Source organism: Saccharopolyspora sp. NPDC002578, from assembly GCF_053592695.1.
Window position 1 is genome coordinate 1 of the sequence record NZ_JBSFWJ010000008.1, and the last position, 21,397, is coordinate 21,397.

Below are 21,397 nucleotides of genomic sequence, written 5' to 3' on the forward strand. Positions count from 1 at the left end.
GATCGGGTAAGACGGCAGCAACCGCGAGTGGGAGGTCTCCGTGCAGGGAGTGTGGACGCCGGATCAGATCCGGGGCGGCGCCGGCGCCGCGACGGCACCCCGACGCGGTGCCGGACCACTTCCTGGCCCGGATCGTCGAAGTGCTCCCGAGCGTGCCCGAACCGCCGCAGGCCGACGAGTACCTGACCGCGCTCGACGCGACGCTGGTCGACCGGAACCTGTCGATCGACGGGCAGGACGCGCTGTCGCAGGCCGCCGAGCACTGCGGCCTGGAGCAGGAGCAGGTCTCGGCGCTGCACGCCGACTACTTGCGCGCGCTGGCCGCGGCGGCCACCGCCGGTGGCGTGCTCGACGAGCCGGAACGCGAGGACCTGGTGCTCGTGGCCGAGCTGCTCGGCTCGTCGCGGGCCGATCTCGATGCGGCGCTCGCCGCGGACCACCCGGCGTTGGCGCCGCGCGTCCGGCAGGCACCGGACACCGCCGTGCTCACCTGCTAGGCCCGTCCCGCCGAACCCCGGCCGGGCGGAACGGGCCACGTAGGCGGTGGATCAGGTCCGGGCGGGCAGGATCAGATTGGTGAGCTCACCGAAACCGAGGCGAGCGCCCGAAGCGGTGGGCGCCGAAGCGGTGAGGGTGATCTCGTCGCCGTCCTCCAGGAACGTCCGCTCGGCACCGTTGACCAGCACCGGTTCCGCGCCGCCCCAGGTGAGTTCGATGAACGCGCCGCGCTGGTCCCGCGCCGGCCCGGAGACGGTGCCGGAGGCGAACAGGTCCCCGGTGCGGCAGGTGGCGCCGTTGACGGTCAGGTGCGCGAGCATCTGCGCCGGGGACCAGTACATCTCGCGGTACGGCGGGCGGCTGACCTCCTGTCCGTTCCACCGCACGCTGAACTCGACGTCCAGGCCCCACGGTTCGGGCTCGCGCAGGTACGGCAGCGGCTCCGGGTCCTGGCGCGGCGTGGGCACCCTGGCCCCTTCCAAGGCGAGCAGCGGAACCACCCACGGCGAGATCGAGGTGGCGAAGCTCTTGCCGAGGAACGGCCCCAGCGGCACGTACTCCCAGGCCTGCAGGTCGCGCGCGGACCAGTCGTTGACGAGCACGGCCCCGAAGACGTGCGAGGCGAACTCCTCCACCGGCACCGGAACACCCAGGTCGGAACCGGTGCCGACGACGAAACCGAGCTCCGCCTCGATGTCCAGCCGCCTGCTCGGCCCGAAACCGGGAGCGGACTCGTCCGGTGCCTTGCGCTGACCGCTGGGCCGCACGATCGGCGTGCCGGAGGAGATGACGGTGCCCGCGCGGCCGTGGTAGGCGACGGGCAGGTGCTTCCAGTTCGGCATCAGCGGTTCCGAATCGGGCCGGAACAACCTGCCCAGGTTCGTCGCGTGGTGCTCGGAGGCGTAGAAGTCGACGTAGTCGGCGACCTCGAACGGCAGGTGCATCGTCACCTGCTCCACCGGGTGCACGGCGGCGTCGGGCACGTCGCCGGACACCAGCTCGGTGAGCCGGTCGCGGGCCTCCCGCCACTCCCGCGCGCCGCGGCGCAGGAACGGGTTCAGCGACGGGGCCGCGAAGACGTCGTCGTGCAGCGCCTCAGCCAGGTCGATGACCTGGTCCGCGAGCCGGACCCCGACCCGCGGCGGCGCTCCGGGCGTGCTGAACACGCCGTAGGGCAGGTTCTCGGTGCCGTAGGGGGAATCGGCGGGAACGTCGATGATCACGCGGTGGCTCCTCGTGGGTGCGCCAGGTCGTCGGGGGTGAGGCCGAGCTCGGCGAGCTCGACGAGCGGGTCGGTGATGCTGCAGGTGCCGAAGGAGGCGAACCGCTCGCGCGCGGCGCGCACCCGCGGCTCGCCCAGGCCGGTGATCCGCGCGGCGATGCCCGCCGCGTCCCGGTCCGCCAGCACCCGCTCCAGGTCGGCGGCGGTCCCGCCGCGCAGCGCCGAGTCCACGGCGAGCAGGATGTTCAGGAACCCGTGTTGGTCGAACCCGGTCTCCGGGTCGGTGTTGCGGACGGCGTGGTGCAGGCCCGCGGTGGCCTTGAAGGGGATTCCGGCGCGCACCACCGCCTCGATCGCCGCGGCGAGCTCGGGCACCGGCGGGTAGAGCTCGGCGCGGACGCCGCCGGTGCGGAACTTCGCCCGGCAGCCCAGCGGCGCCAGCGACGCGAGCACGCCGGGGCGCCGGCCGTCCCGCGGGACCTCGACGAACACCTCGGCGCCGGTGGTCGCCCGCACCCGTTCCAGCTCGGCGCGCAGGACGTCCACCGCCATGCCCTCCGGGGCCGGAATCTCCAGCGCGCGCAAGGAGAACCGCCCGGAGACCGCGTCGAGCACGCCGGGCACGCCCGCCGGGCCTTCCGGCACGGTCACCGACAGCGGCGCGTCGCCCACCGGTTCCAGGTCCTGCGGCGTCGCCAGTGCGGAGGCGGGCACCACCAGCGGCCCGACGATCTCCGCGCGGGCCGCGGCGCGGTGCCGGGCGTGCGCCCGCGCGGCCTGCGGCAGCGGCAGCAGGCCGGGCGGGAACACCGCCGCGTCGTCGAGCAGCCCCCGCACCAGGGCGGGCACCGTCATGATCGCTTCCCGCCCGCCCAGGTCCACGCGTACTTCCCGTCGTCGCAGGCGGTGCCGCCTTCGCCGAGCTCCAGCGGCCGGAACGTATCGACCATGACGGCCAGCTCGTCGAAGAACTCCACGCCGATGCTGCGCTCGTAGGCGCCCGGCTGCGGACCGTGCGAATGCCCGCCGGGATGCACCGAGACCGAGCCCTGCCCGATGCCGGACCCCTTGCGCGCCTCGTAGTTCCCGCCGCAGTAGAACATGATCTCGTCGCTGTCGACGTTGGAGTGGTAGTACGGCACCGGGATCGACAGCGGGTGGTAGTCGACCTTGCGCGGGACGAAGTTGCAGATCACGAAGTTCTCGCCCTCGAACGCCTGGTGCACCGGCGGCGGCTGGTGCACCCGGCCGGTGATCGGCTCGAAGTCGTGCACGCTGAACGTGTACGGGTACAGGCAGCCGTCCCAGCCGACGACGTCGAACGGGTGCTGCGGGTAGACCAGGCTGGTGCCCACGATGCCGGTGGAGCCGCGGTGCTTGAGCAGCACCTCCACGTCGGTGCCCTCCCGCAGCAGCGGCTCACCGGGCCCGTGCAGGTCGCGTTCGCAGTACGGCGCGTTCTCCAGCAGCTGCCCGAAGCGGGACAGGTAGCGCTTCGGCGGCACGATGTGCCCGTTGCCCTCGATGGCGTAGGCCCGCAGCGGTTCGCCGTCGTGCGGCAGCCAGCGGTGCGTCGTCGCCCGCGGCAGCAGCACGTAGTCCCCGGTCTTCGCCTCCAGCGCGCCGAACACCGTCTCCACGGTCGCCGCACCGGACTCGACGTAGACGATCTCGTCGCCGATCCCGTTGCGGTACAACGGGGAATCCTTGCTCGCCACCACGTAGGAGATCCGCACGTCCGCGTTGCCCAGCACCAGCCTGCGGCCGGTGACGACGTCGGTGGAACCGGCCGCCTCGGCCGTGAACAGGTCGTGCAGCTTCAGGTGGCGCGGCGTGAGCGGGTGGTTCGGCGTCGTCGCCTGCTCCGGCAGCTCCCACACCCCCGAGTCCACGATCGCCGACGGGAGGTTGCGGTGGTAGAGCAGCGAGGAGTCCGAGGAGAAGCCCTCCTCCCCCATCAACTCCTCGTAGTACAGCCGGCCCTGGTCGTCCCGGTGCTGGGTGTGCCGCTTCGGCGGCACCGCACCGACCTGGCGGTAGTACGCCATGACTTCCCCTCCTCGATCCTTCGTCCACGCTGCGCGGTCATTGCACAGAACGAGCCGCGAGCCCACCACCGCTGAACGCCTGAGGCTCACCCGACCGCGGAGGCCGAGCCCTCGGACCGCTTCCGCTCAGCACCGTCGTCCCTGGGTACCCGCACCGCCAGCAGCATCACCGCGCACACGATCAAGCACCCGATCGGGAAGTACAGGCCTACCGACACGTCGCCCTCGCCCGCGTTGACGCCGATCACGTACGGCCCGAGGAACCCGCCCAGCGCCGCGATCGAGTTGATCGCCGCGAGGCCGACGGCGGTGTGCTCGCGGGAGAGCACCCGCGCGGCCATCGCCCAGTACGGCGCCATGTAGCCGAGCACCCCGATCGCCACCAGCGACAGGCACACCAGCGCGGGCACCGGCTGCTCGCGGAAGGCGATGGTGCCCGCGAGGCCCGCCGCGGCCAGCACCATCAGCGCCACCACGTGCCCGCGCCGCTCCCCGGTGCGGTCGGAGTTGCGCGCCACCAGCAGCATGCCGACGGCGCCGACCAGGAACGGGATCGCGCCGAGCACGCCGATGTTGGTGGCCGAGTAGGACGGGTCGAGCTGGCTGATGATCTGCGGCAGGAAGAACGTGAAGCCGTAGAGCCCGCAGGCCGCGAACAGGTTCGCCACCGCCAGGTACAGCACCTTGCGGTTCTTCAGGATTCGCAGCTGACCGAGGAAGGTCTCGGGTTCCTCCGAGTGGTATTCGGAGCGGATCTCCCGTTCCAGCCATTCGCTCTCCTGCTTGCTCAGGAACCGGGCCTGGCTGGGCACGTTGGGCAGGTACAGCAGGGTGAGCGCGCCCAGCAGCAGCGCCGGGGCGCCTTGGAGGATGAACACCCAGCGCCAGCCGCTGAGCCCGAACCACTGCACGTGGTCGAGGATCACGCCGCCGGTGAGGCTGCCCAGCACCATCGCCACGGGCTGCGCGAGCGCGAGCGCCGCGATGGCCCTGCCCCGTTCCCGCGTGCGGAACCACAGCGTCATGTACAGCAGCAGGCCGGGGAACAGCCCGGCTTCGGCGATGCCGAGCAGGATGCGCGCGCCGTAGAGCTGCGGCACGTTCTGCACGAAGCCGGTGAGCACGGTGACCAGGCCCCAGCTGATCGCGATGCGCGCCAGCCAGACCCGGGCGCCGATCTTCTTCATGATCATGTTGCTGGGGATCTCGAACAGCACGTACACCAGGAAGAAGATCGACGCGGCGACGCCGAAGGTGGCGGTCGTGATCGCGAGCTCGTGCTGCATGCCCAGCTGGGCGTAGCTGATGTTGGCCCGGTCCATGTAGTTGAACACGTAGAGCAGGCCCACGATCGGCAAGATCCGGGTGGAGACCTTCCGGACCGTTCTCCTGCCGATGTCACCGCCTTCTACCTCGGCGGGTGCTGGCATGACGTTCTCCTCGACGTTGAGCAGGTGAGTCCTCGCCCTGGACGAGTCGCCCAGGGACGGTGTTCAGGCGCGGTCGGCGCGGATCGCCGCCGTCCGGCCCGCGATGCGGCCCATGGTCACGGCGTTCGCCACGGCGTTGCCGCCGCCGACGTAGCGGGCGCCGAGCACGCCCGCGCCGGCCTCACCGGCGGCGAACAGGCCGGGCACGACCGCCCCGTCCTGGTCCAGCACGGCCGCCGAGCCGTTGATCTCCAGCCCGGCGTGCGTGCAGACGAGTTCCGCGGGCAGGGTGCGCACCGCGTAGAACGGCGGTTCCGAGATCGGTTCGGGGGGCGCGGCGGATCCCTTGTTGCGCAAGGTCTCGTGGCGCCGGAAGTCCTCGTCGGTGCCGTGCGGGAGCTGCTCGTTCCAGCGCCGCACCGCCGCGCTCAGCGCCGCCGGGGGCACCCCGATCAGCTCCGCCAGCGCGGGCAGGCTCCCGGCTCGCGCGGTGCGGCCCGCTTCGGCTTCGTCGTGGACCTTCGCTGCGTCCCAGTCGGCGTACCCGGCGGGCAGCGCGCGGCGGGCCCGGTCGTCGAAGACCGCCCACACCGGGCCGGGCTGGGCCTCGATGATGCCGGTGGACACCGCGTAGGAGGCGTCCTCGTCCATGAAGCGGCGGCCGTGCGCGTTGACGTGGATGCGGGACTTAGGCGGGAAACCGGACTGCCAGTGGTGCTTGCGCTGGAAGTACGCGGTGGGCAGCATCAGCCCCCAGCCGTCCCCGGCGAGCCCGGCGCGGACCTGCTCGCCGAACCGCAGGTGATCGCCCCTGCTGCCCTCGGCGGCGACGACGAACAGCGCCTCGCCCGCCCGATTCGCGGCCGGGTAGTACCGCGCCACCAGCTCCGGATCGCGGGCGAAACCGCCGGAGGCGACGACCACGGCGTCGGCCGACACCGCCACGTCGTCGGCGACGACACCGGTGACCCGATCGCCGTCGGTCAGCAACCGTTGCACGCGGGTGGCGAGCACGGTCTCCACGCGGTGCGCGCGACGAGCCGCGTCCAGCGCCAGCACCACGCCGTAGCCCTGGTCCTTCGGCACGTGCCCGCGCCACACGTCCTCCACCCCGGCCTGGCACAGCCCCGGCTGGTGCGCGTTCCCGGATACCTGCGCGGGAATCTCCACGCCGAGCTCGATCAGCCATTCCAGCGCCGCCCCGGCGTGCGCGCAGAACGCGCGGATCAGGCCGGGTCGCAGCAGCCACTGGTTGAGGTCCATGTAGTGCTGGAAGAACGCCTCCGGCGAGTCCCGCACGTCCAGCGCCGCCTGCACGCTGGTGCCCGCGGCGGTGAACATGCCCGCCGACAGCCGCGTGGAGCCGCCGAGTTCGCGCTCCGATTCGAACAGCAGCACCGAGGCGCCCCGTTCGGCGGCCGAGACGGCCGCGGCCAGCCCCGCTCCGCCGCCGCCCACGACGATCACGTCGTAGTGCTCGGTCATCAGAGCTCACCTCCGGTGTCGGCGAGGATGCGGTGGTACAGGCCGTTGGACACGAGCCCGCCGTCCACGGTCACCTCGCTGCCGGTCATGTACGCCGAGCGGTCGGAGAGCAGGAACAGGACCGCGTCGGTGACCTCCTCCGGCGTGCCGGTGCGCCCGGCGGGGATGCTGGCCACCGCGGATTCCACGAACGCGTCCGACCCGGCCAGCAATCCGGTGTCCACCAGCCCCGGGTGCACCGAGTTGACCCGGATGCCCCACTCGGCGAAGTTGCCCGCCGCCGACTTCGACAGCCCCGTCAGTCCCCACTTGCTCGCCGAGTAGGCGGGTGAGAAGTAGCCGATCTGCCCGGAGATCGACGAGATGTTCACGATCGAACCGCCGCCGGAGTCCCGCATCAGCCCGGACGCGGCCTTCATCCCGTGGAACGGCCCGTGCAGGTTCACCCGCAGCACCAGGTCCCAGATCTCGGTCGTGGTCTCGGAGAACTCCAGCCGCCGCGAGATGCCCGCGTTGTTCACCAGTCCGCCCAGCGCGCCGCGATCCGCGCGGATCTCGTCCACCACGCGCTCCCACGCCGCGGGGTCGGTGACGTCGAGGTCGTGCGCGGAGGCGGACCCGCCCGCCGCGGCGATCTCGGCCGCCACCGGTGCCGCGTCGACGACGTCGGCCAGGCACACGTGCACGCCGCGCCGCGCCAGCGCCCGCGCGTGCGCGGCGCCCATCCCGGCCGCGGCGCCGGTGATCAGCACGACGTCCGGGTAGCGCACGGGCTCGGTCGCCTCAGACATGCCGGGACCCGCCGTCGACGGCGATGCTGTGCCCGGTCACGTAGCGGGCGCTGTCGGACAGCAGGAACAGCAGCGCGCCGAACACCTCCTCCGGGGAGCCGATCCGGTGCAGCGGCACGGTGTCGACCGCGTGCTTGAGCGCCACCGGGTCCTCCTTGACCCAGCGGGTCATGTCGGTGTCGATGTAGCCGGGGGCGATGGAGTTGACCCGGATGCCCTTGTCGCCGAGCTCCACCGCGAGCGATTCGGTCAGGTGCGCCACCGCCGCCTTCGAGCTGCAGTAGGCGCCCCGGCCGCGACGCACCCTGGTCGCCGACACCGAGGACATGTTCACGATCGCGCCGCCGGGCGCGAGGTGGCGCGCGGCGGCCTGCGCGCCGTAGAGGACGCCTTCGACGTTGACCTTGAGGGTGCCGCCGAACTGGTCCGGGGTGATCTCCTCGGCGAGCGCGAACGGGAAGATTCCCGCGTTGTTGACCCAGAAGTCGAGCCCGCCGAACTCCGCGAGCGCCGTCGCGGCGAGGTGCTCGTGCTGCTCGGCGAGCGTCACGTCCACCTCCTGTCCGACAACGCGCCCCGGAACATCCACATAGGATTCGTCTGCGACGGCCGCGTTGATCCGCTCGGCTTCGGCCGCCATCCCGGCGGCGTCGATGTCACCGCCGACCACGTGCACGCCGCGCGCCGCGAGGCCGCGCGCGAACACCGCTCCCATTCCGCGGGCGGCGCCCGTCACGACGGCCACCTTGCCGGGCAGTTCCGGGTAGACGGCGCCGATCGGCCGGTGCAGCGCCCCGCCGGGGCCGGTCGCAGTGCTCATGGTTTCTCCTTGCGGTGTCAGGGGATCAGCGCGGTTCGTCGTCGCGGCGCACCACGCGGCGGCGAATTCGCCACCGCCCGTCGAGGCGCACCAGGTCGTCGATGAAGGTCGTCATCCGCGCCAGCCGCGACGCACCGCCCGCTTCGGTGACGACGATCTGGAGGTAGCCGCGCACGACGAGACCGGCGCCGTCCGCCGATGCGACGTCGAGGTTCGTGATCACGTGCCGCGTCCTGGTGCCCGCCTGCTCATCGGCGGCGGCGAAGCGCTCGGCGAAGGCGACCAGCGCGGCGGTGCCGACGGCGGGCTCGGGGTAGCTCGGCGACCAGAACTCGCCGTCGGGGGTGAACGTCGCCGCCCATTCCTGCGCGCGCCCGCCGTCGATGCGGTGGCTCTGCGCGCCGTAGAGGCGGTGGACGTGCCCGAGCACCTCGTCGCTGACGTCTCCCACCGGCACGGAGCACCTTCCTGAGCTCGAACGTCCGGGTCGGGTCGATCACCCGAAGCAGACGTGCTATTATCGCACTCGGCGTGCGATTCAACTGGACTGTAAGCGGGCTCACCCACCCCGTCAAGAGCCGTACGAGAGGTGCAGCATGTCCGAGACCAGCGCGGAACCGACCGCGCCCAGCGGCGTCGAACTCGACTCGGGAATGTCGAAGACCCTGCACAACGGGCTGCGCATCCTCGAAGTGCTCGCCGAACACCCGCGCGGGCTCACCCTCAACGAGATCGCCGAACGCGTCGCCGTGCACCGCACCGTCGCGCACCGGCTGGTCCGCACCCTCGAAGCGCACCGGCTGTGCCGCCGCGACGACGTCAAGCGCATCTCGCTCGGCACCGGCCTCGTGCACCTGAGCGAGCCCGTGGAGCAGGACCTGCGCACGCTCGCCCGGCCCGTGCTGGAAGAGCTCACCGAACGCACCCAGGCGACCGCGCACCTGGTGGTGCAGGAGGACGAGCAGCAGGTCCGGATGCTCATGATCGTCGAGCCGCGCCGCGCCCGGATGCACGTGTCGTTCCGGCCCGGCCAGGTCGACCCGATCGACCGCGGTTCCGCGGGCCTCGCGCTGCTGGCCGCCGCACCCGCCCGCGAGCACGAGCGCGACGAGGTGCGCAGCACCCGCGAACGCGGATTCGCCGTGTCCTACGGGGAGATCGCGCCGTCGATCACCGGGATCTCCGCGCTGGTACCGGGAACCGAACGCCCCACCAGCCTCGGGCTGTCGCTGTTCGAAGTCGACGACGAACGCGAACTCGGCCGCATCGTCCTCGACGCCGCACACCGCCTGGGTGCGCTCCTGCGATGACCGAGGCGCGTCAGCCGGGAAATCGCTGGGCAGGGGCCACCGGGCAACCGTCATCGCCGCGGATTCTCGAACGACCTTCGCGCGAGAGCGGCGAGCGGCCTTGAGCAACCGGACCGCCCGCGCGTTCTCAGCGGCCGGCTTCCGACGACATTCACCCCGGCGCACAAGAGAAATCGCTCCCGCAGCGGGAAGAGCGCTGACTACCGCTGCTTGAGCTCGTCATTCCAGGTGCGTTTTCGGTCGTCGCCCCGTCAGCAGCGACCACGGGCCACCGGCGGGTCCTCAGCGATTTCCTCGCGAGGACAACACCTTTCCGCGTGGGTGAGCCACCGGGACGAACCGCCGAGGTTCCGCCGCCCGGCCCGCAGAGCAGGCCGGGTGCGGCGGATCAGTCCTCTTCGTCGGGGTCGCGGATGTAGAGCGCCTTGCCGCGCAGGACCGTGCGCTGGCAGCGCGGCAGCGGAGCTCCGGGGCTCAGGTCCGGCAGCGGCGGCACGCCCGCGCGCGGATCCGTCGACCAGCGCTGCACCCGCGAATCCGGTGCGGTCACGACCAGATCGCCCGTTTCCCACACCGCGTAGGTCGCCGGGGCGCCCGGCACCAGCGCACCCGTCACGCCGTCGTCGAAACCGGCGGCGCGCCAGCCACCACGGGTGTGCGCGGTGAACGCGGCTCGCGGGGAGATCCCGAAACCGTCCGTGCGGTGGTGCACCGCGGCCCGCACCGACGCCCACGGGTCCACCGGGGTCACCGGTGCGTCCGAGCCGAAGGCCAGCACGATCCCGTTCGCCGCCAGCGCCGAGAACGGGTTCAGCCGGGTGCCGCGCTGCACGCCCAACCGGCGCGCGTACATGTCCGACGAGCCGCCCCAGGCGGCGTCGAACGACGGCTGCACCGAAGCGACGACACCGAAGGAACCGAGCTCGGCGGCCTGCTCCGCGTCGACCATCTCCAGGTGCTCCAGGCGGTGCCGCATGCTCGCCAGCGCGGGAACGCCCAGCACCTTCGCCGCCCGGCGGAAACCCTCGCAGGCTTCGGCCACCCCGGCGTCGCCGATCACGTGGAAACCGGCCTGCAAGCCCTGCCGGGTGCAGTCGATCAGGTGCTCGGCCACCGCTTCGGCGTCCAGGTAGAGCACGCCCGACGTCGTCGGATCGTCGGTGTAGGGCTCGCCCAGCGCGGCCGTGCGCGACCCCACCGCGCCGTCGATGAACAGGTCGCCGCCGAGGCCGCGCACCCCGAGTTCGCGCGCGGTCTGCAGCGCGCCCAGCTCACCCCAGTAGCCGATGACCTCCGGCACGTCGCCGCGAGCGGAGAGCTCCATCAGGTCCCGCAGGTCGTCGGCACCGGAGATGTCCGGGCCTGCGCACTCGTGCACGCTGGCCACGCCTTGCGACGCGGCGTGGCGCAGGAACGCCAGCTGGGCCTCGCGGCGCTGCTGCAGGCTCAGGGATTCCCTGGCCGCGCTGCGCGCGTGGTGGTGCGAGACGCGGGTGAGGGGGCCGTCCGGGCTCCAGCCCTCGGTGTCCTTGGCCAGCGGCGCGCGGTCGATCAGCGCGCTCGACACCAGGGCCGAGTGCACGTCGATCCGCGACAGGTAAACGGGCGCGCCACCGCAGGCGGTGTCGATCTCCGCGCGGGACGGCGGGCGGCGCTCCGGCCACCACGTCTCGTCCCAGCCGTGCCCCCACACGAGCGCACCGGGGTGTTCCTCCACGTGATCGCGCAGCGCGTGCAGGAACTCGGTGAGCGAAGCGCAGCCGGTCAGATCCAGGCCGTTGATCAACAACCCGGACGAGGTGGCGTGCACGTGCGCGTCGACGAACGCGGGCGCGACGAACGCCCCGCCGAGGTCGACGATCTCTGCCTCGGGATGCAGTGCACGGCCGACCCTGTCAGAACCGACCCAGGCGATGGTGCCGTCGATGACGGCCATCGCGGTGGCGTCGGCATCGGCGGGCGAATGAATCCGGCCGCCGAGCAGCAACGTGGTCTCGGACATGTCCTGTGTTCCCTGTCCTGGGGATCTCCCCCGGCTTCGGCTTGCTGGCGGCGCAAGGCGTGGCGACCTGTTTCACCTGGTCCCCGCCCATCGGCGGACCCCTCCACTCCGGGCCGCGCCGACCGCCTCGGTCGACGCGGGACCGCCGGTTCCGCGTCGCCGACCTGGTCCGGCCGATCAGGGCGGCACTCTCCCACCCGAACGACCCCACCCGCTCGGTCAGGAGCCGGGTCGATCACCTTACGCGGATCACCGCGGCTGGGGTCGATCGAGGTCCGCGCCGTCCGGACTTCGCCCGTGCGCCACCGTGGCCGGCGTCTGGAGCGCCGCTCCCGACTCCGGCCACGATCGTTCGCCGAAGCTTACCCGCAGTGCTCGCGGGATCGACGTCACGCCGTGCGGTTCACCGCGCCGAGCCGCCGTCCGGGCGCTCTGCCTGCGTCGATGCGTCCAGCGACGGGTGCTGCTTCGGGATGTCGTCCTCACTGACCGACACGACCTCGCCGTCGATGACGTCGCCGTCGTCGCGGTAGCCCGCGCCGGGCCGTCCCGCGCCGGGGAACCGGGCGCCGGGCATGCCGCCGACCCAGCCGGCGCCGGCGCCCGCGCGCATCCGCTCCTGCATCTGCTCGGCGCGGCGTTCCGCGGCGCGCTGCAGGCGGCGGCGCAGGAACGCCCTGGTCGGCGGCAGCAGGCACAGCAGCCCGAGCACGTCGCTGACGAAACCGGGGAGCACGACGAGCAGCCCGCCCGCGACGATCAGCACGCCGTCGGCGACCTCCCGCTCCGGTGGCCTGCGCAGCCGGGCGGCCTCGTTGAACGCTTCGAAGGCGCGGCGCCCCTCCCTGCGCAGCATCCAGCTGCCGAGGGCGGCGCCCGCGATCAGCAGGCCGATCGTGGGCAGCACGCCGATGGCGCTGCCGACCAGCACGAGCACGCTGATCTCCACGACGCCGATGGCCAGGAGCAGCAGGAGAATGGGCAAAGCGAACCTCCGGAGGCATTCCGTCTCACTCGCTCAACGCACGGGATGCCCGATTTGCTCCCGAACCGGACGATCGATTCACGCGGTGTTACCGGCACCACTCCGGACACCGCCCATGATCGAGTTCGGCTGCTCATAGACTGATCGGCGATGCGGGCGCACAAATCGAGATTCCTCGCACTGCTGGCGGTCTGCGGCGTCCTGGCGCTCGCGATCCTGGTCAGTGATCAGTACCTGCCGAGCCTGCCGCAGCAGCCGCAACGGCTGCCCCCGGCGGTGGTCACGCTCGGCGACAGCACGCTGTCCGGCGAGGGCGGCGGGCGTTATGAAGCGGGCACGAACGGTGAGAACGGCGACTGGTGCCACCGCTCACCGGCCGCCCCGGTGCACCAGCTGGCGCTGCCGCCGCAGGTGACGCCCATCAACCTCGCCTGCTCCGGGGCGCAGGCGAAGCTGGTCGGCTCCGACGAGAGCCCCGAGCACGCCGAAGGTTCCCAGGCGGCGCGGCTCGCGGAGCTCACGCAGCGGTTCCGGATCACCGACATCGTCGTGCAGGTCGGCGCCAACGACGACCCCGGTTTCACCGACCTGGTCAACCGCTGCGTGGAGGCGTGGGCCACCCGCGCCCCCGGCGGCTGCGCCGAGCCGATGCGCGACGAGTGGCCGCAGCGGGTGGCGGCGATGCGCCCCAAGGTCGTCTCCGCGCTGCGCGACGTCCGGTCCGTGATGGACGAGGCGGGCTACACCCCGGGCGCCTACTCGCTGGTGGTGCAGTCCTACGCCTCCCCCGTCGGCCCGGACCTCGACCCGCGGCTGAACAACCTCTCCGGGTGCCCGTTCCAGCCGGGTGACCTGCGGTGGATCCGCGACACCGGGGTGCCGCAGCTGTCCGAGGGACTGCGCGCGGCGGCGGACGAGACCGGGGCGCGCTTCCTGGACCTCTCCCGCGCGGGCCACGGGCACGAGGCCTGCACGGGGGCGCCCACCGACGGCACGCCCGCGGGCCAGGTGCCGGTGCCTCGCAACGACGCCGAGTGGTTCACCCGCCTCACCGTCGACTGGGAGAGCCTGCAGGACGACTACCGCGCGCCGCACGCGATGCAGGAGTCCTTCCACGCCAACCCCGCCGGTCACGCGGCCCTCGCGGGATGCCTGGGCGATTTCCTCGCCGGTGACGTCCAGCGGGCGGCCTGCGTCGCCGACGAGCGCGGCGAGCTCAAGCCCGTTCCCGAACAGGCACCTTGACGGGCTTTCTTTGATCTTGGCTTGAGCAGCTGGCCGCTCACCTGGAAAACCAAGATCAGGGACAGGCAGTGAGGTCGTTCTCGTTGGCGTACCTGGGCTTTCGCCGCGAACGGCGGCTCCGGCCCGGCGGGCGGGGGCTGATCTCCACGTCCTCGATGGGACGATCTCATCGGTATCGGACCGTCGGAGGGGAGCCGTCATGGCGACAACGCCGGAGACCGCAGCGGACGGGACCTGGGACGTTCCCGCGCTGCTGCGCTCGTTGACGATCGAGCAGAAGGCGGCGCTGCTAGACGGCGCGGACTTCTGGACGACCGAACCGCTGCGCGAGCACGGCGTCCCGTCGATCATGCTCACCGACGGCCCGCACGGCCTGCGCAAGCAGCGCGCCGGCGGTGATCACCTGGGGCTCGCCGACAGCGTGCCCGCCACCTGCTTCCCCACCGCGTCGGGCCTGGCGAGCTCGTGGAACACCGACCTGCTCGACGAGGTCGGCCGCGCGCTCGGCGCCGAGTGCCGGGCCGAGGACGTCGCGGTGCTGCTGGGGCCGGGCGTGAACATGAAGCGGACCCCGCTGTGCGGGCGGAACTTCGAGTACTTCGCGGAGGATCCGCTGCTGGCCGGGCACCTGGCGGCGGCGCTGGTGCGGGGCGTGCAGTCGCAGGGCGTGGGCACCTCGGTGAAGCACTTCGCGGTGAACAACCAGGAGACCGAGCGGCTCACGATCTCCGCCGAGGTCGACGAGCGGACGCTGCGGGAGATCTACCTGCCCGCGTTCGAGCACGTCGTCCGCGAAGCCCGGCCGTGGACGGTGATGTGCTCCTACAACCGGATCAACGGGGTGTACGCCTCGGAGAACCGCTGGCTGCTCACCGAGCTGCTGCGCGACGAGTGGGGGTTCGACGGGCTCGTCGTGTCCGACTGGGGCGCGGTCAACGCGCGCGACGAGAGCCTGGCGGCCGGGCTGGACCTGGAGATGCCCTCCTCCGGTGGCGCGGGAGCCGAGGTGATCGTCGCGGCCCACCGGGCGGGAACGCTGCGGGGGCAGGACATCGACGTCGCCGCTGGACGGGTGCTGCGCCTGGTCGAGCGCGCCACCTCCGCACCGGGCGCGGCCGGTTTCGACCCCGACGAGCACCACGCGCTCGCCAAGCGGGCCGCGATCGAGAGCGCGGTGCTGCTCAAGAACGATTCCGGCGTCCTCCCGCTGCGGCCGGAGTCGACGACGGTGGCCGTGCTCGGCGAACTCGCCCGCACGCCGCGCTACCAGGGCGCGGGCAGTTCCCAGGTGCGCCCGACGCGGCTGGACGACGCGCTGAGCGCGCTGGAGACCGCCGGATTCGCCGAGCTGCGCTTCGCCCCCGGCTACGAGGTGGAGGCCGACGCCCCCGATCCGGGCCTGGCCGCCGAAGCGGTGCGCCGGGCCGCCGAATCCGACGTCGCCGTGCTGTTCCTGGGCCTGCCCCCGTCCGCGGAATCCGAGGGCTACGACCGGGATCACCTGTCGCTGCCCGCGAACCAGCTCGACCTGCTGCGGGAGGTGGCGGCCGTCAACGAGCACGTCGTCGTGGTGCTCGCGGGCGGTTCGGTGGTCACCGTCGACGAGTGGCAGCGGCACGCGACGGCGATCCTGCAGGGCTGGCTGCCCGGCCAGGCGGGCGGCGGCGCGCTCGCCGACCTGCTCACCGGCGCCGCGAACCCGTCCGGACGGCTCGCCGAGACCATCCCGGTGCGCGGCGCGCACGCCCCGGCCGCCGGCGGGTTCGCCGGGGAGCACGGCGCGGTCCGCTACGGCGAGGGACTGCTCATCGGCTACCGCTGGTACGACGCGCACGAACTGCCCGTGAGCCACGCGTTCGGGGAAGGCCTGTCCTACACGACGTTCGACTACACCGACCTGGACGTGTCGGTGCTGGAGGACGGGCCGCGGCCGAAGGTCGGCGTCTCGCTCACCGTCACCAACACCGGTTCCCGCGCGGGCCAGGAGGTCGTGCAGCTCTACGTCGCCGACCCGGAGTGCTCGGTGTCCCGGCCGGAGCAGGAGCTCAAGGCGTTCGCGAAGGTCGCGCTGGAGCCCGGTGGCAGCACCCGCGTGGCGCTGGAGCTGGATCAGCGCGCGTTCGCCTACTGGCACGGGCCGCTCGGCCGCTGGGTCGTGGAGGGCGGCGAGTTCGAGCTGCGGGCCGCGTCGTCGTCCCGCAGCACGCGGCTGTCGGCCGTGGTGGAGCTCGCGGGTGAGCCGATCCGCAGCCCGCTCGCGCCGGAATCCGAGCTGGGCGCCTGGCTGGACGACCCGGTGGCGAGCCGCCTGCTGGGCGAGGCGCTGGCGGCGGGCCCGATGAGCGAGCTGGCCGCCGACCCGCAGCACGTGCGGATGATGCGGTCGTTCCCCGCTTCGCGGCTGGCCAGGTTCCCCGGTGTGGCCATCACCCACGCGCAGTTGCGGGAGTGGGCGGAGCAGGCGAACCGCGCGCGGCGGTGACCGGCATCTCGCGGCGGACGCCCCGGTCGAGGCCGGTTCTGCCGGGACTGCACACTGGGGGTGTGGAGACGGTGAAGAACGCACGCCCCCGGCTGGACGCCTCGTCGGTCGCCGTGTGCGCACACGTGGGCATCGGAGCGGACGACTCGGTGGCGCGGGCCGCGCGGGACCGGCTGGGCAACGCGCTGGCGAACTACCGCAGGCACTGGTCGGCCGACGCCGAGCCGCAGGTGTTCGAGGATCGCCTCCTGCCCGGCGACGAGGCCAAGAACCCCGCCTGAGCTCGCGGCCGTTCCCGCTCAGCCCCGGGTCCGCCGCCGCCTCCGACGGCGGGGTGCTCCGCGGCCCTCGACGATCGCGGCGGCGGGCAGCACCGCCGGGTGCACCGGTTCCGGTGCGGGACCCGCTCGCCCGTTCAGCGGCAGCAAACCGGGCCGGTGGCGCGGTTCCACCCGCAGCAGCCCCCACAACCCGGCGTTGACCTGGTTGATGGTCAACCCGTCCCGGATGAGGAAGTCCCCGGTCCGCCCGCCGGGTCCGCCGGCGCCGCCGATGAGCTCGACGGTCGCCTCGGTCTCCGGCAGCATTCCGCCGACGGCGGACCGGATCGCCGCGTTCGCGTCGCCGCGCTGGTAGCGCCACATGTGCCCCGACACCAGCATCGTGTGCACCCGCCCGCGATCGGCACCGTGCACGAACCGCACCGTCACCGGATCACCCTGGTGCGCGCGGAACACCGGTGTCGCCGGGTCGCCGTGCACCCGCGAGCTGAACACGTGCGCCTGTTCCGGATCGTCCCGCAGCCGCGGGGCGAAGCGCTCGTTGCGGTAGTTGATGCCGCGGTTGCCCCGCTCGTAGGGATCCAGGTCGACGTCCTCGCCCGACACGGCCTCCGGGATCGGCTCGCCGTCGCGGTCGAACAGCCGCACCCCGTCCTGCCAGATCGCGACGAACTCGCGGGTGGCCCGCGCAGCGCCGTCCTCGACCCAGCGGACATCGGCGGCCGTGCCGGTGGCCGGGCGGCCGGTCACCGGGTCCGTCCAGATCGACCCTGGCGGCTCGATGATCAGCGTCCCGAACAGGCCGTGGTGCGCGTTGCCCCGGCGGTCCCCGAAGTCGGACAGCGTGATCGTGGAGCCCTCGATCTCGGGAGCGGCGAACCAGTAGGTCGTGATCGACTCACCGGGCCGCACCGTCTGGTCCGCGTTGAACCCGACGGTCGATCCGTCGGAGGTCCGCACGTCGTAGTCGACCATCCCGCCGTGCAGCGACACCCGGTCACCGCGCGGGAACGGGGCGTCCGCGGGCAGCGGCACGTGGTTCCCGTGCGGCGGCTGGCCGCCTGGGCGCAGCCCGTTGGTCAGCGTGATCTCGATGCACTCACCTGCGCGCGCCCGCAGGACCAGCGGTTCCGGTGGCCGGAGTCCTGCGCGCACCGCCGCCGCGTCCTGCGACCTGACGTAGGCCAGCCCGAACGGATCGTGGTCCCCGTCGTCCGGGTTGAACCGGAGCGGGTGCTCGACCGCGTCGACGCCCAACCTGCGCACCGGTGCCGTGCTCGGGCAGGTGTTCACCGGTTCCGCGCGCGGTGGTGCGTGGGGCCGCGACCGGTCGGCGGCGGGCTCCCGCGCGGGCGCCTGTCCCGGGAGGCCGTGGTCGGGCAGCGGAGCCAGATCCGGCTGCGGCCGGTCGGTGGTGCGGAAGATCCCCCACAGCCCCAGCCACTGGTCGTCGAGCGCGGTCGAGCCGTACAGGAAGTCGCCCGGTCCACCGGCGCCCCTGTTCACGATCGCCGGCCCGCCATTGCCCGGTGTCACTTCGGCTTCGTCCTTGAGCTGCTCGCCCTCCATTCCCCGGTGGACGACGTTCGACCCGATGATCTCGTAGTTGAAGTACTCGGCGAGCCCGAGGGCCTGCTGGTCGGTGAGCTCGCTGTTCGGGTTGTCCGGTTCGTTGAGCCATTTGTGCCCGTGCAAGGTGAAGTCGTGCATCTCCTCGTGCGCCGCGGCGATGTTGCGGATCAGCACGGGCTCACCGGTGTAGGCGCGCAGCACCGGAGTGGCCGGATCTCCGTGCACCGTCGAGGAGTACACGTACGCAGGATCACCGCGAGGCCCCGGTAGGCCCGGCCGCGTGCGGATCTGGAACGGCTCGTTGCGGTAGTTCACCGCGTAACCGCCCTGGTCTTCGCCGAAGTCACCCGGAACGCCCGGCGGCTGCACCGGTGGCCCCGCGCCGAAGTTCCGCCACAGCGGGACGCGGTCGGCGTAGTAGAGGGTGAATTCGCGGAAGTCCATGCCCAGGTCGGATTCGATGATCGCTTCGGTGCCGACGCCGTCGGTGGGTTCGCCGGTGCGGGTGTCGCGCCAGACCGCGTCCGGCGGTTCCACGTTCATCGACGCGTACAGCCCCTTCTGCTGGTGCAGGCTGGGGTACTGGTGGTCGTGGAAGAACACCGATCTCAGCGGTTCGTCCACGTACCACCGGAACGCGGCCGTCTGCCCGAGCATCGCGGTCTGCGCGTAGTTGAACCCGACGGACGTGCCGTCCGAGGCGAGCTCGTCGAACTGCACCAGGTGCACGTGCGCGGAGACCTCCGAGGTCTCCTCCGGAAGCATGTAGTCGCCGTCGAAGCGGTTGACGTGGTCGATCGGTTCGTCCGGATCCTCGTCCAGGTGCAGGTCGTTGGTGAGCAGGATCCGCATGCAGTCGCCTTGGCGCGCACGGATCGTGTACGGCTCCGGTCTCTCCCGCCCGGAGGTGACCGCGTCGAGGTGGCTCTCCTCGACGTAGAGCCGTCCTTGGCGGTCCTTCCACCCCGCTTCGTTGTAGAGCAGCGGCAGGTCGATGGCGTGCGGCCGGTAGGTGCGCTCGGGGCGTTCCGGCGGGCACGGGTCGACGAATCCGGCGCCGGGTTTGGCCGGGTCCAGCGCCGGCATGTTCGCCGCTTCCATCGGAGTCGGCCCGCGGACCGTGTCGCCGGGGCGCCGCAGCTCCGCGAAGTCGTCCTCGATGACGGTGTGCGGCGGTTTGTACGCGCGCTGGCCGAATTGTCCTTCGACGAACAGCGGAAAACCGGGGTGCCGGGCGTCCGGCGCGAGTGTCGCACCGGCCCGGTCGGGCAGTTCCCGCAGCGCTTGCAGCGGCGTGCCGTCCGGGTTGGCCGCGGTGCCGTCGCGCAACCGGTCGAAGATCCGCAGGTGCCCCCAGAAGCCCTGCGCGAAGTGCGGGTAGAAGTGGCAGTGGAAGACCGAATCGCCGACGGTGCGCTGCACTCCGCCCGCGCCGCCTTCCAGGCGCAGCTCGAACGCCTCGCCCGGCCCGATCGCCTGGACGTCCTTGCGCGGTGACGTCGGGTTGTCCGGGTCGGCGAACCAGCGCTGGGTGTGCTGGTGCCAGGGGTGGGTCTCGCGGACGCCGGGATGGATGAGCGCGAACCGCACCGGGTCGCCCACGTACGCCTTGGAGATCATCGCGTCGGTGTCCACGACCGGCTCCGCGCCGGGTCCGCCCGGTCGCGTCAGCTTGCCCTCGTCGCCGAAGACCCAGGACTGCAGGTGCGATTCCTCGCTCTGGCACTTCGCACCGGGATCTTCGACGACCCGGTCGAGCTCCACCACGTACCCGTCGCAGAAGTGGTCCTGCGGGGTGAAGGTGCGCCCGTTGGGCAACGTGATGGTCTTCGCCGTGCCCGACGGGTTCTCCGGGGTGGGCGTGCCGCGATGCTCCAGGATGGCCCGCAGCCGGTTGCGCAGCGGCTCGCTGCGGTAGTTGATCCCGAACGTGGCGTCCGCCAGGCCCGTGGTCGGGAAGGTGGGCTGCTCGCCGTCGCGGTCCCGGACCCCTTCGACCTCGTCCATGATCATGATGGCGAAGGAGCGGTGGTCCTCGCCGCCCGGAACGTGGACGTCGGCGAACAGCTCGGACTGCACCGCCCGGCCGGTGCGGCGGTCGAGCAGGTCCGCTCCGGTGATCGGGTCGTGCCACGTCGAACCGCGCGGGTGCACGATCACGCCGCCGAACAAGCCGCGCTGAGTGCTGGTGGAGCCTTCGGCCGCGCTGTCGAGGTTCGCGATGTCCACGACCGGCGCCTGCCCCTCGTGGTCGGCGTACCAGGTGAACGTGCCCTGCTCCCGGTGGCCGAGCGAGGTGTCCGGGTTCCCGCCGACCATCGCACCGTCGGAGTCCCGCGGGTCGAACTGCACCAGGCCGTCGGGGTGGATGCCCACCCGGCGGTCGCGGATGTCGTTGCGCAGTTCGATCCGCACGCAGTCCCCGACGTTCGCCCGGATCGTCAACGGCTGCGACAGCTGCGGATTCCGTTCCAGATCGCGCTTGCCGACACGGGCGTCGTCGTTCTTCAGCGCGTACACCAACCCGTCCGGCAGGTGGTCTCCCCAGCCGTTGAGCGGGATGTCCAGCTGGAAGGCGGACAGGTCGTAGGTGATCTGGCGCGCTCCGGCCGGGCACACCCCCGACGACGGCGGTGCGGCGGGAGGCGGCGGGCCGGGATCACCGGTAGCCGGTACCGCGCACAGCGGCACCACCACGAGCACCGCCAGCACCCCGGCAACCGAAGCCCGCCGCCACGACCGCTCACGACACCACGCCCCGAGGGCCACGATCACCGTCGTCGGCAGGCACACCACGGCCGCCGCCACCACCAGCACCGGCGCCACCACCGCCACCTCGTGCACGATCCCGCCCGCGTCCGGCAGCGACTCCGGCCTCCCGAGGAACACCCCGGACAGCGCCGTCCTCGCCGGGGCCACGACCGCCAGCGACGCGCACATCGCGAGCGCGGCGGCGCAGGACCGCTGCACCCATCGCGTCGCCGGTGCGGCGGAGCCCACCGCGACGTCGACACCGGCCAGCGCCAGCACCACGGCCGTCATGGCGAACGCGAACGCGAACAGCCCGAACCCCACCGCCTGCGCCGGCGCCGGAAACCCGCCGACGTCGATCCACCCGACGCCGCGCGGTTCCGCCAGCGCGACGCCCGCGACGAGCACCGCCGCCGCAGTGCTCCGGGCCAGCACCGACGACCGGTACCGGCGCTGCATCGTCGTTCGCACGAGG

Annotated in this window: 16 protein-coding genes; 5 read left to right on the top strand and 11 right to left on the bottom strand. The window is 72.4% G+C overall.

The genetic code is table 11. From position 1 onward, the window contains the following. Window positions 1-107 precede the first annotated feature (107 nt). Complete coding sequence (locus tag ACWD38_RS06290; RefSeq protein WP_450123485.1) at window positions 108-497, top strand: hypothetical protein; 390 nt, start codon at window positions 108-110, stop codon at window positions 495-497. Between the two features lie 51 nt (window positions 498-548). Here the strand turns inward: ACWD38_RS06290 and fahA are convergent, their stop codons facing one another. From fahA to ACWD38_RS06330, 8 genes are all read right to left on the bottom strand, one after another. After that, on the bottom strand, window positions 549-1,721 hold the full coding sequence (fahA, locus tag ACWD38_RS06295) for a fumarylacetoacetase (protein ID WP_184479919.1): 1,173 nt from the start codon (window positions 1,719-1,721) through the stop codon (window positions 549-551). Next, a complete protein-coding gene (locus tag ACWD38_RS06300) occupies window positions 1,718-2,575 on the bottom strand; it encodes a hypothetical protein (RefSeq protein WP_184479920.1) in 858 nt (285 codons plus the stop codon). The genes fahA and ACWD38_RS06300 overlap by 4 nt, the downstream gene beginning before the upstream one ends. Next, window positions 2,572-3,768 (bottom strand): homogentisate 1,2-dioxygenase, encoded by a 1,197-nt coding sequence (locus ACWD38_RS06305; RefSeq protein ID WP_184479921.1) that lies wholly within the window; start codon window positions 3,766-3,768, stop codon window positions 2,572-2,574. Before ACWD38_RS06305 ends, ACWD38_RS06300 begins: the two co-directional genes overlap by 4 nt. 86 nt (window positions 3,769-3,854) lie before the next feature. Beyond that, on the bottom strand, window positions 3,855-5,198 hold the full coding sequence (locus tag ACWD38_RS06310) for an MFS transporter (RefSeq protein ID WP_184479922.1): 1,344 nt from the start codon (window positions 5,196-5,198) through the stop codon (window positions 3,855-3,857). A gap of 63 nt (window positions 5,199-5,261) precedes the next feature. After that, window positions 5,262-6,683, bottom strand: a complete 1,422-nt coding sequence (locus ACWD38_RS06315; RefSeq protein ID WP_184479923.1) for an FAD-dependent oxidoreductase — start codon at window positions 6,681-6,683, stop codon at window positions 5,262-5,264. Continuing rightward, window positions 6,683-7,474 carry an SDR family NAD(P)-dependent oxidoreductase gene (locus ACWD38_RS06320; RefSeq protein WP_450123486.1) on the bottom strand — a complete coding sequence of 264 codons (792 nt, stop codon included), beginning with the start codon at window positions 7,472-7,474 and terminating at the stop codon, window positions 6,683-6,685. Before ACWD38_RS06320 ends, ACWD38_RS06315 begins: the two co-directional genes overlap by 1 nt. Further along, entirely contained in the window at window positions 7,467-8,294 is an 828-nt protein-coding gene (locus tag ACWD38_RS06325; protein WP_184479925.1) for an SDR family NAD(P)-dependent oxidoreductase, read from the bottom strand. The genes ACWD38_RS06320 and ACWD38_RS06325 overlap by 8 nt, the downstream gene beginning before the upstream one ends. 25 nt (window positions 8,295-8,319) lie before the next feature. Continuing rightward, on the bottom strand, window positions 8,320-8,745 hold the full coding sequence (locus ACWD38_RS06330) for a nuclear transport factor 2 family protein (protein ID WP_343071455.1): 426 nt from the start codon (window positions 8,743-8,745) through the stop codon (window positions 8,320-8,322). 145 nt (window positions 8,746-8,890) lie between these two features. Between ACWD38_RS06330 and ACWD38_RS06335 the strand changes: the two genes are divergently transcribed. Then, window positions 8,891-9,604, top strand: coding sequence for an IclR family transcriptional regulator (locus ACWD38_RS06335; RefSeq protein ID WP_246456908.1), 714 nt, complete (start codon window positions 8,891-8,893; stop codon window positions 9,602-9,604). 388 nt (window positions 9,605-9,992) lie between these two features. Here the strand turns inward: ACWD38_RS06335 and ACWD38_RS06340 are convergent, their stop codons facing one another. Then, window positions 9,993-11,606, bottom strand: a complete 1,614-nt coding sequence (locus tag ACWD38_RS06340; RefSeq protein ID WP_184479927.1) for an amidohydrolase — start codon at window positions 11,604-11,606, stop codon at window positions 9,993-9,995. Window positions 11,607-12,009: 403 nt separating this feature from the next. After that, complete coding sequence (locus tag ACWD38_RS06345; protein WP_184479928.1) at window positions 12,010-12,591, bottom strand: FxsA family protein; 582 nt, start codon at window positions 12,589-12,591, stop codon at window positions 12,010-12,012. Window positions 12,592-12,741: 150 nt separating this feature from the next. Between ACWD38_RS06345 and ACWD38_RS06350 the strand changes: the two genes are divergently transcribed. From ACWD38_RS06350 to ACWD38_RS06360, 3 genes are all read left to right on the top strand, one after another. Continuing rightward, window positions 12,742-13,836 carry a GDSL-type esterase/lipase family protein gene (locus tag ACWD38_RS06350; RefSeq protein ID WP_450123487.1) on the top strand — a complete coding sequence of 365 codons (1,095 nt, stop codon included), beginning with the start codon at window positions 12,742-12,744 and terminating at the stop codon, window positions 13,834-13,836. Between the two features lie 199 nt (window positions 13,837-14,035). Further along, entirely contained in the window at window positions 14,036-16,318 is a 2,283-nt protein-coding gene (locus tag ACWD38_RS06355; protein ID WP_450123488.1) for a glycoside hydrolase family 3 C-terminal domain-containing protein, read from the top strand. Window positions 16,319-16,380: 62 nt separating this feature from the next. Further along, on the top strand, window positions 16,381-16,599 hold the full coding sequence (locus ACWD38_RS06360; RefSeq protein ID WP_184479931.1) for a hypothetical protein: 219 nt from the start codon (window positions 16,381-16,383) through the stop codon (window positions 16,597-16,599). 18 nt (window positions 16,600-16,617) lie between these two features. Here ACWD38_RS06360 and ACWD38_RS06365 read toward each other — a convergent pair whose 3' ends face one another. Further along, window positions 16,618-21,393 carry a hypothetical protein gene (locus tag ACWD38_RS06365; RefSeq protein WP_450123489.1) on the bottom strand — a complete coding sequence of 1,592 codons (4,776 nt, stop codon included), beginning with the start codon at window positions 21,391-21,393 and terminating at the stop codon, window positions 16,618-16,620. Window positions 21,394-21,397: the final 4 nt, after the last annotated feature.

What these genes read in the sequence shown, in the direction of transcription:
- ACWD38_RS06305 (WP_184479921.1), bottom strand. Translation starts at nt 3,768, where the DNA reads ATGGCGTACTACCGCCAGGTCGGTGCGGTGCCGCCGAAGCGGCACACC.
- ACWD38_RS06320 (WP_450123486.1), bottom strand. Translation starts at nt 7,474, where the DNA reads ATGTCTGAGGCGACCGAGCCCGTGCGCTACCCGGACGTCGTGCTGATC.
- ACWD38_RS06300 (WP_184479920.1), bottom strand. Translation starts at nt 2,575, where the DNA reads ATGACGGTGCCCGCCCTGGTGCGGGGGCTGCTCGACGACGCGGCGGTG.
- ACWD38_RS06340 (WP_184479927.1), bottom strand. Translation starts at nt 11,606, where the DNA reads ATGTCCGAGACCACGTTGCTGCTCGGCGGCCGGATTCATTCGCCCGCC.
- ACWD38_RS06335 (WP_246456908.1), top strand. Translation starts at nt 8,891, where the DNA reads ATGTCCGAGACCAGCGCGGAACCGACCGCGCCCAGCGGCGTCGAACTC.
- ACWD38_RS06350 (WP_450123487.1), top strand. Translation starts at nt 12,742, where the DNA reads ATGCGGGCGCACAAATCGAGATTCCTCGCACTGCTGGCGGTCTGCGGC.
- ACWD38_RS06310 (WP_184479922.1), bottom strand. Translation starts at nt 5,198, where the DNA reads ATGCCAGCACCCGCCGAGGTAGAAGGCGGTGACATCGGCAGGAGAACG.
- ACWD38_RS06355 (WP_450123488.1), top strand. Translation starts at nt 14,036, where the DNA reads ATGGCGACAACGCCGGAGACCGCAGCGGACGGGACCTGGGACGTTCCC.
- ACWD38_RS06325 (WP_184479925.1), bottom strand. Translation starts at nt 8,294, where the DNA reads ATGAGCACTGCGACCGGCCCCGGCGGGGCGCTGCACCGGCCGATCGGC.
- ACWD38_RS06315 (WP_184479923.1), bottom strand. Translation starts at nt 6,683, where the DNA reads ATGACCGAGCACTACGACGTGATCGTCGTGGGCGGCGGCGGAGCGGGG.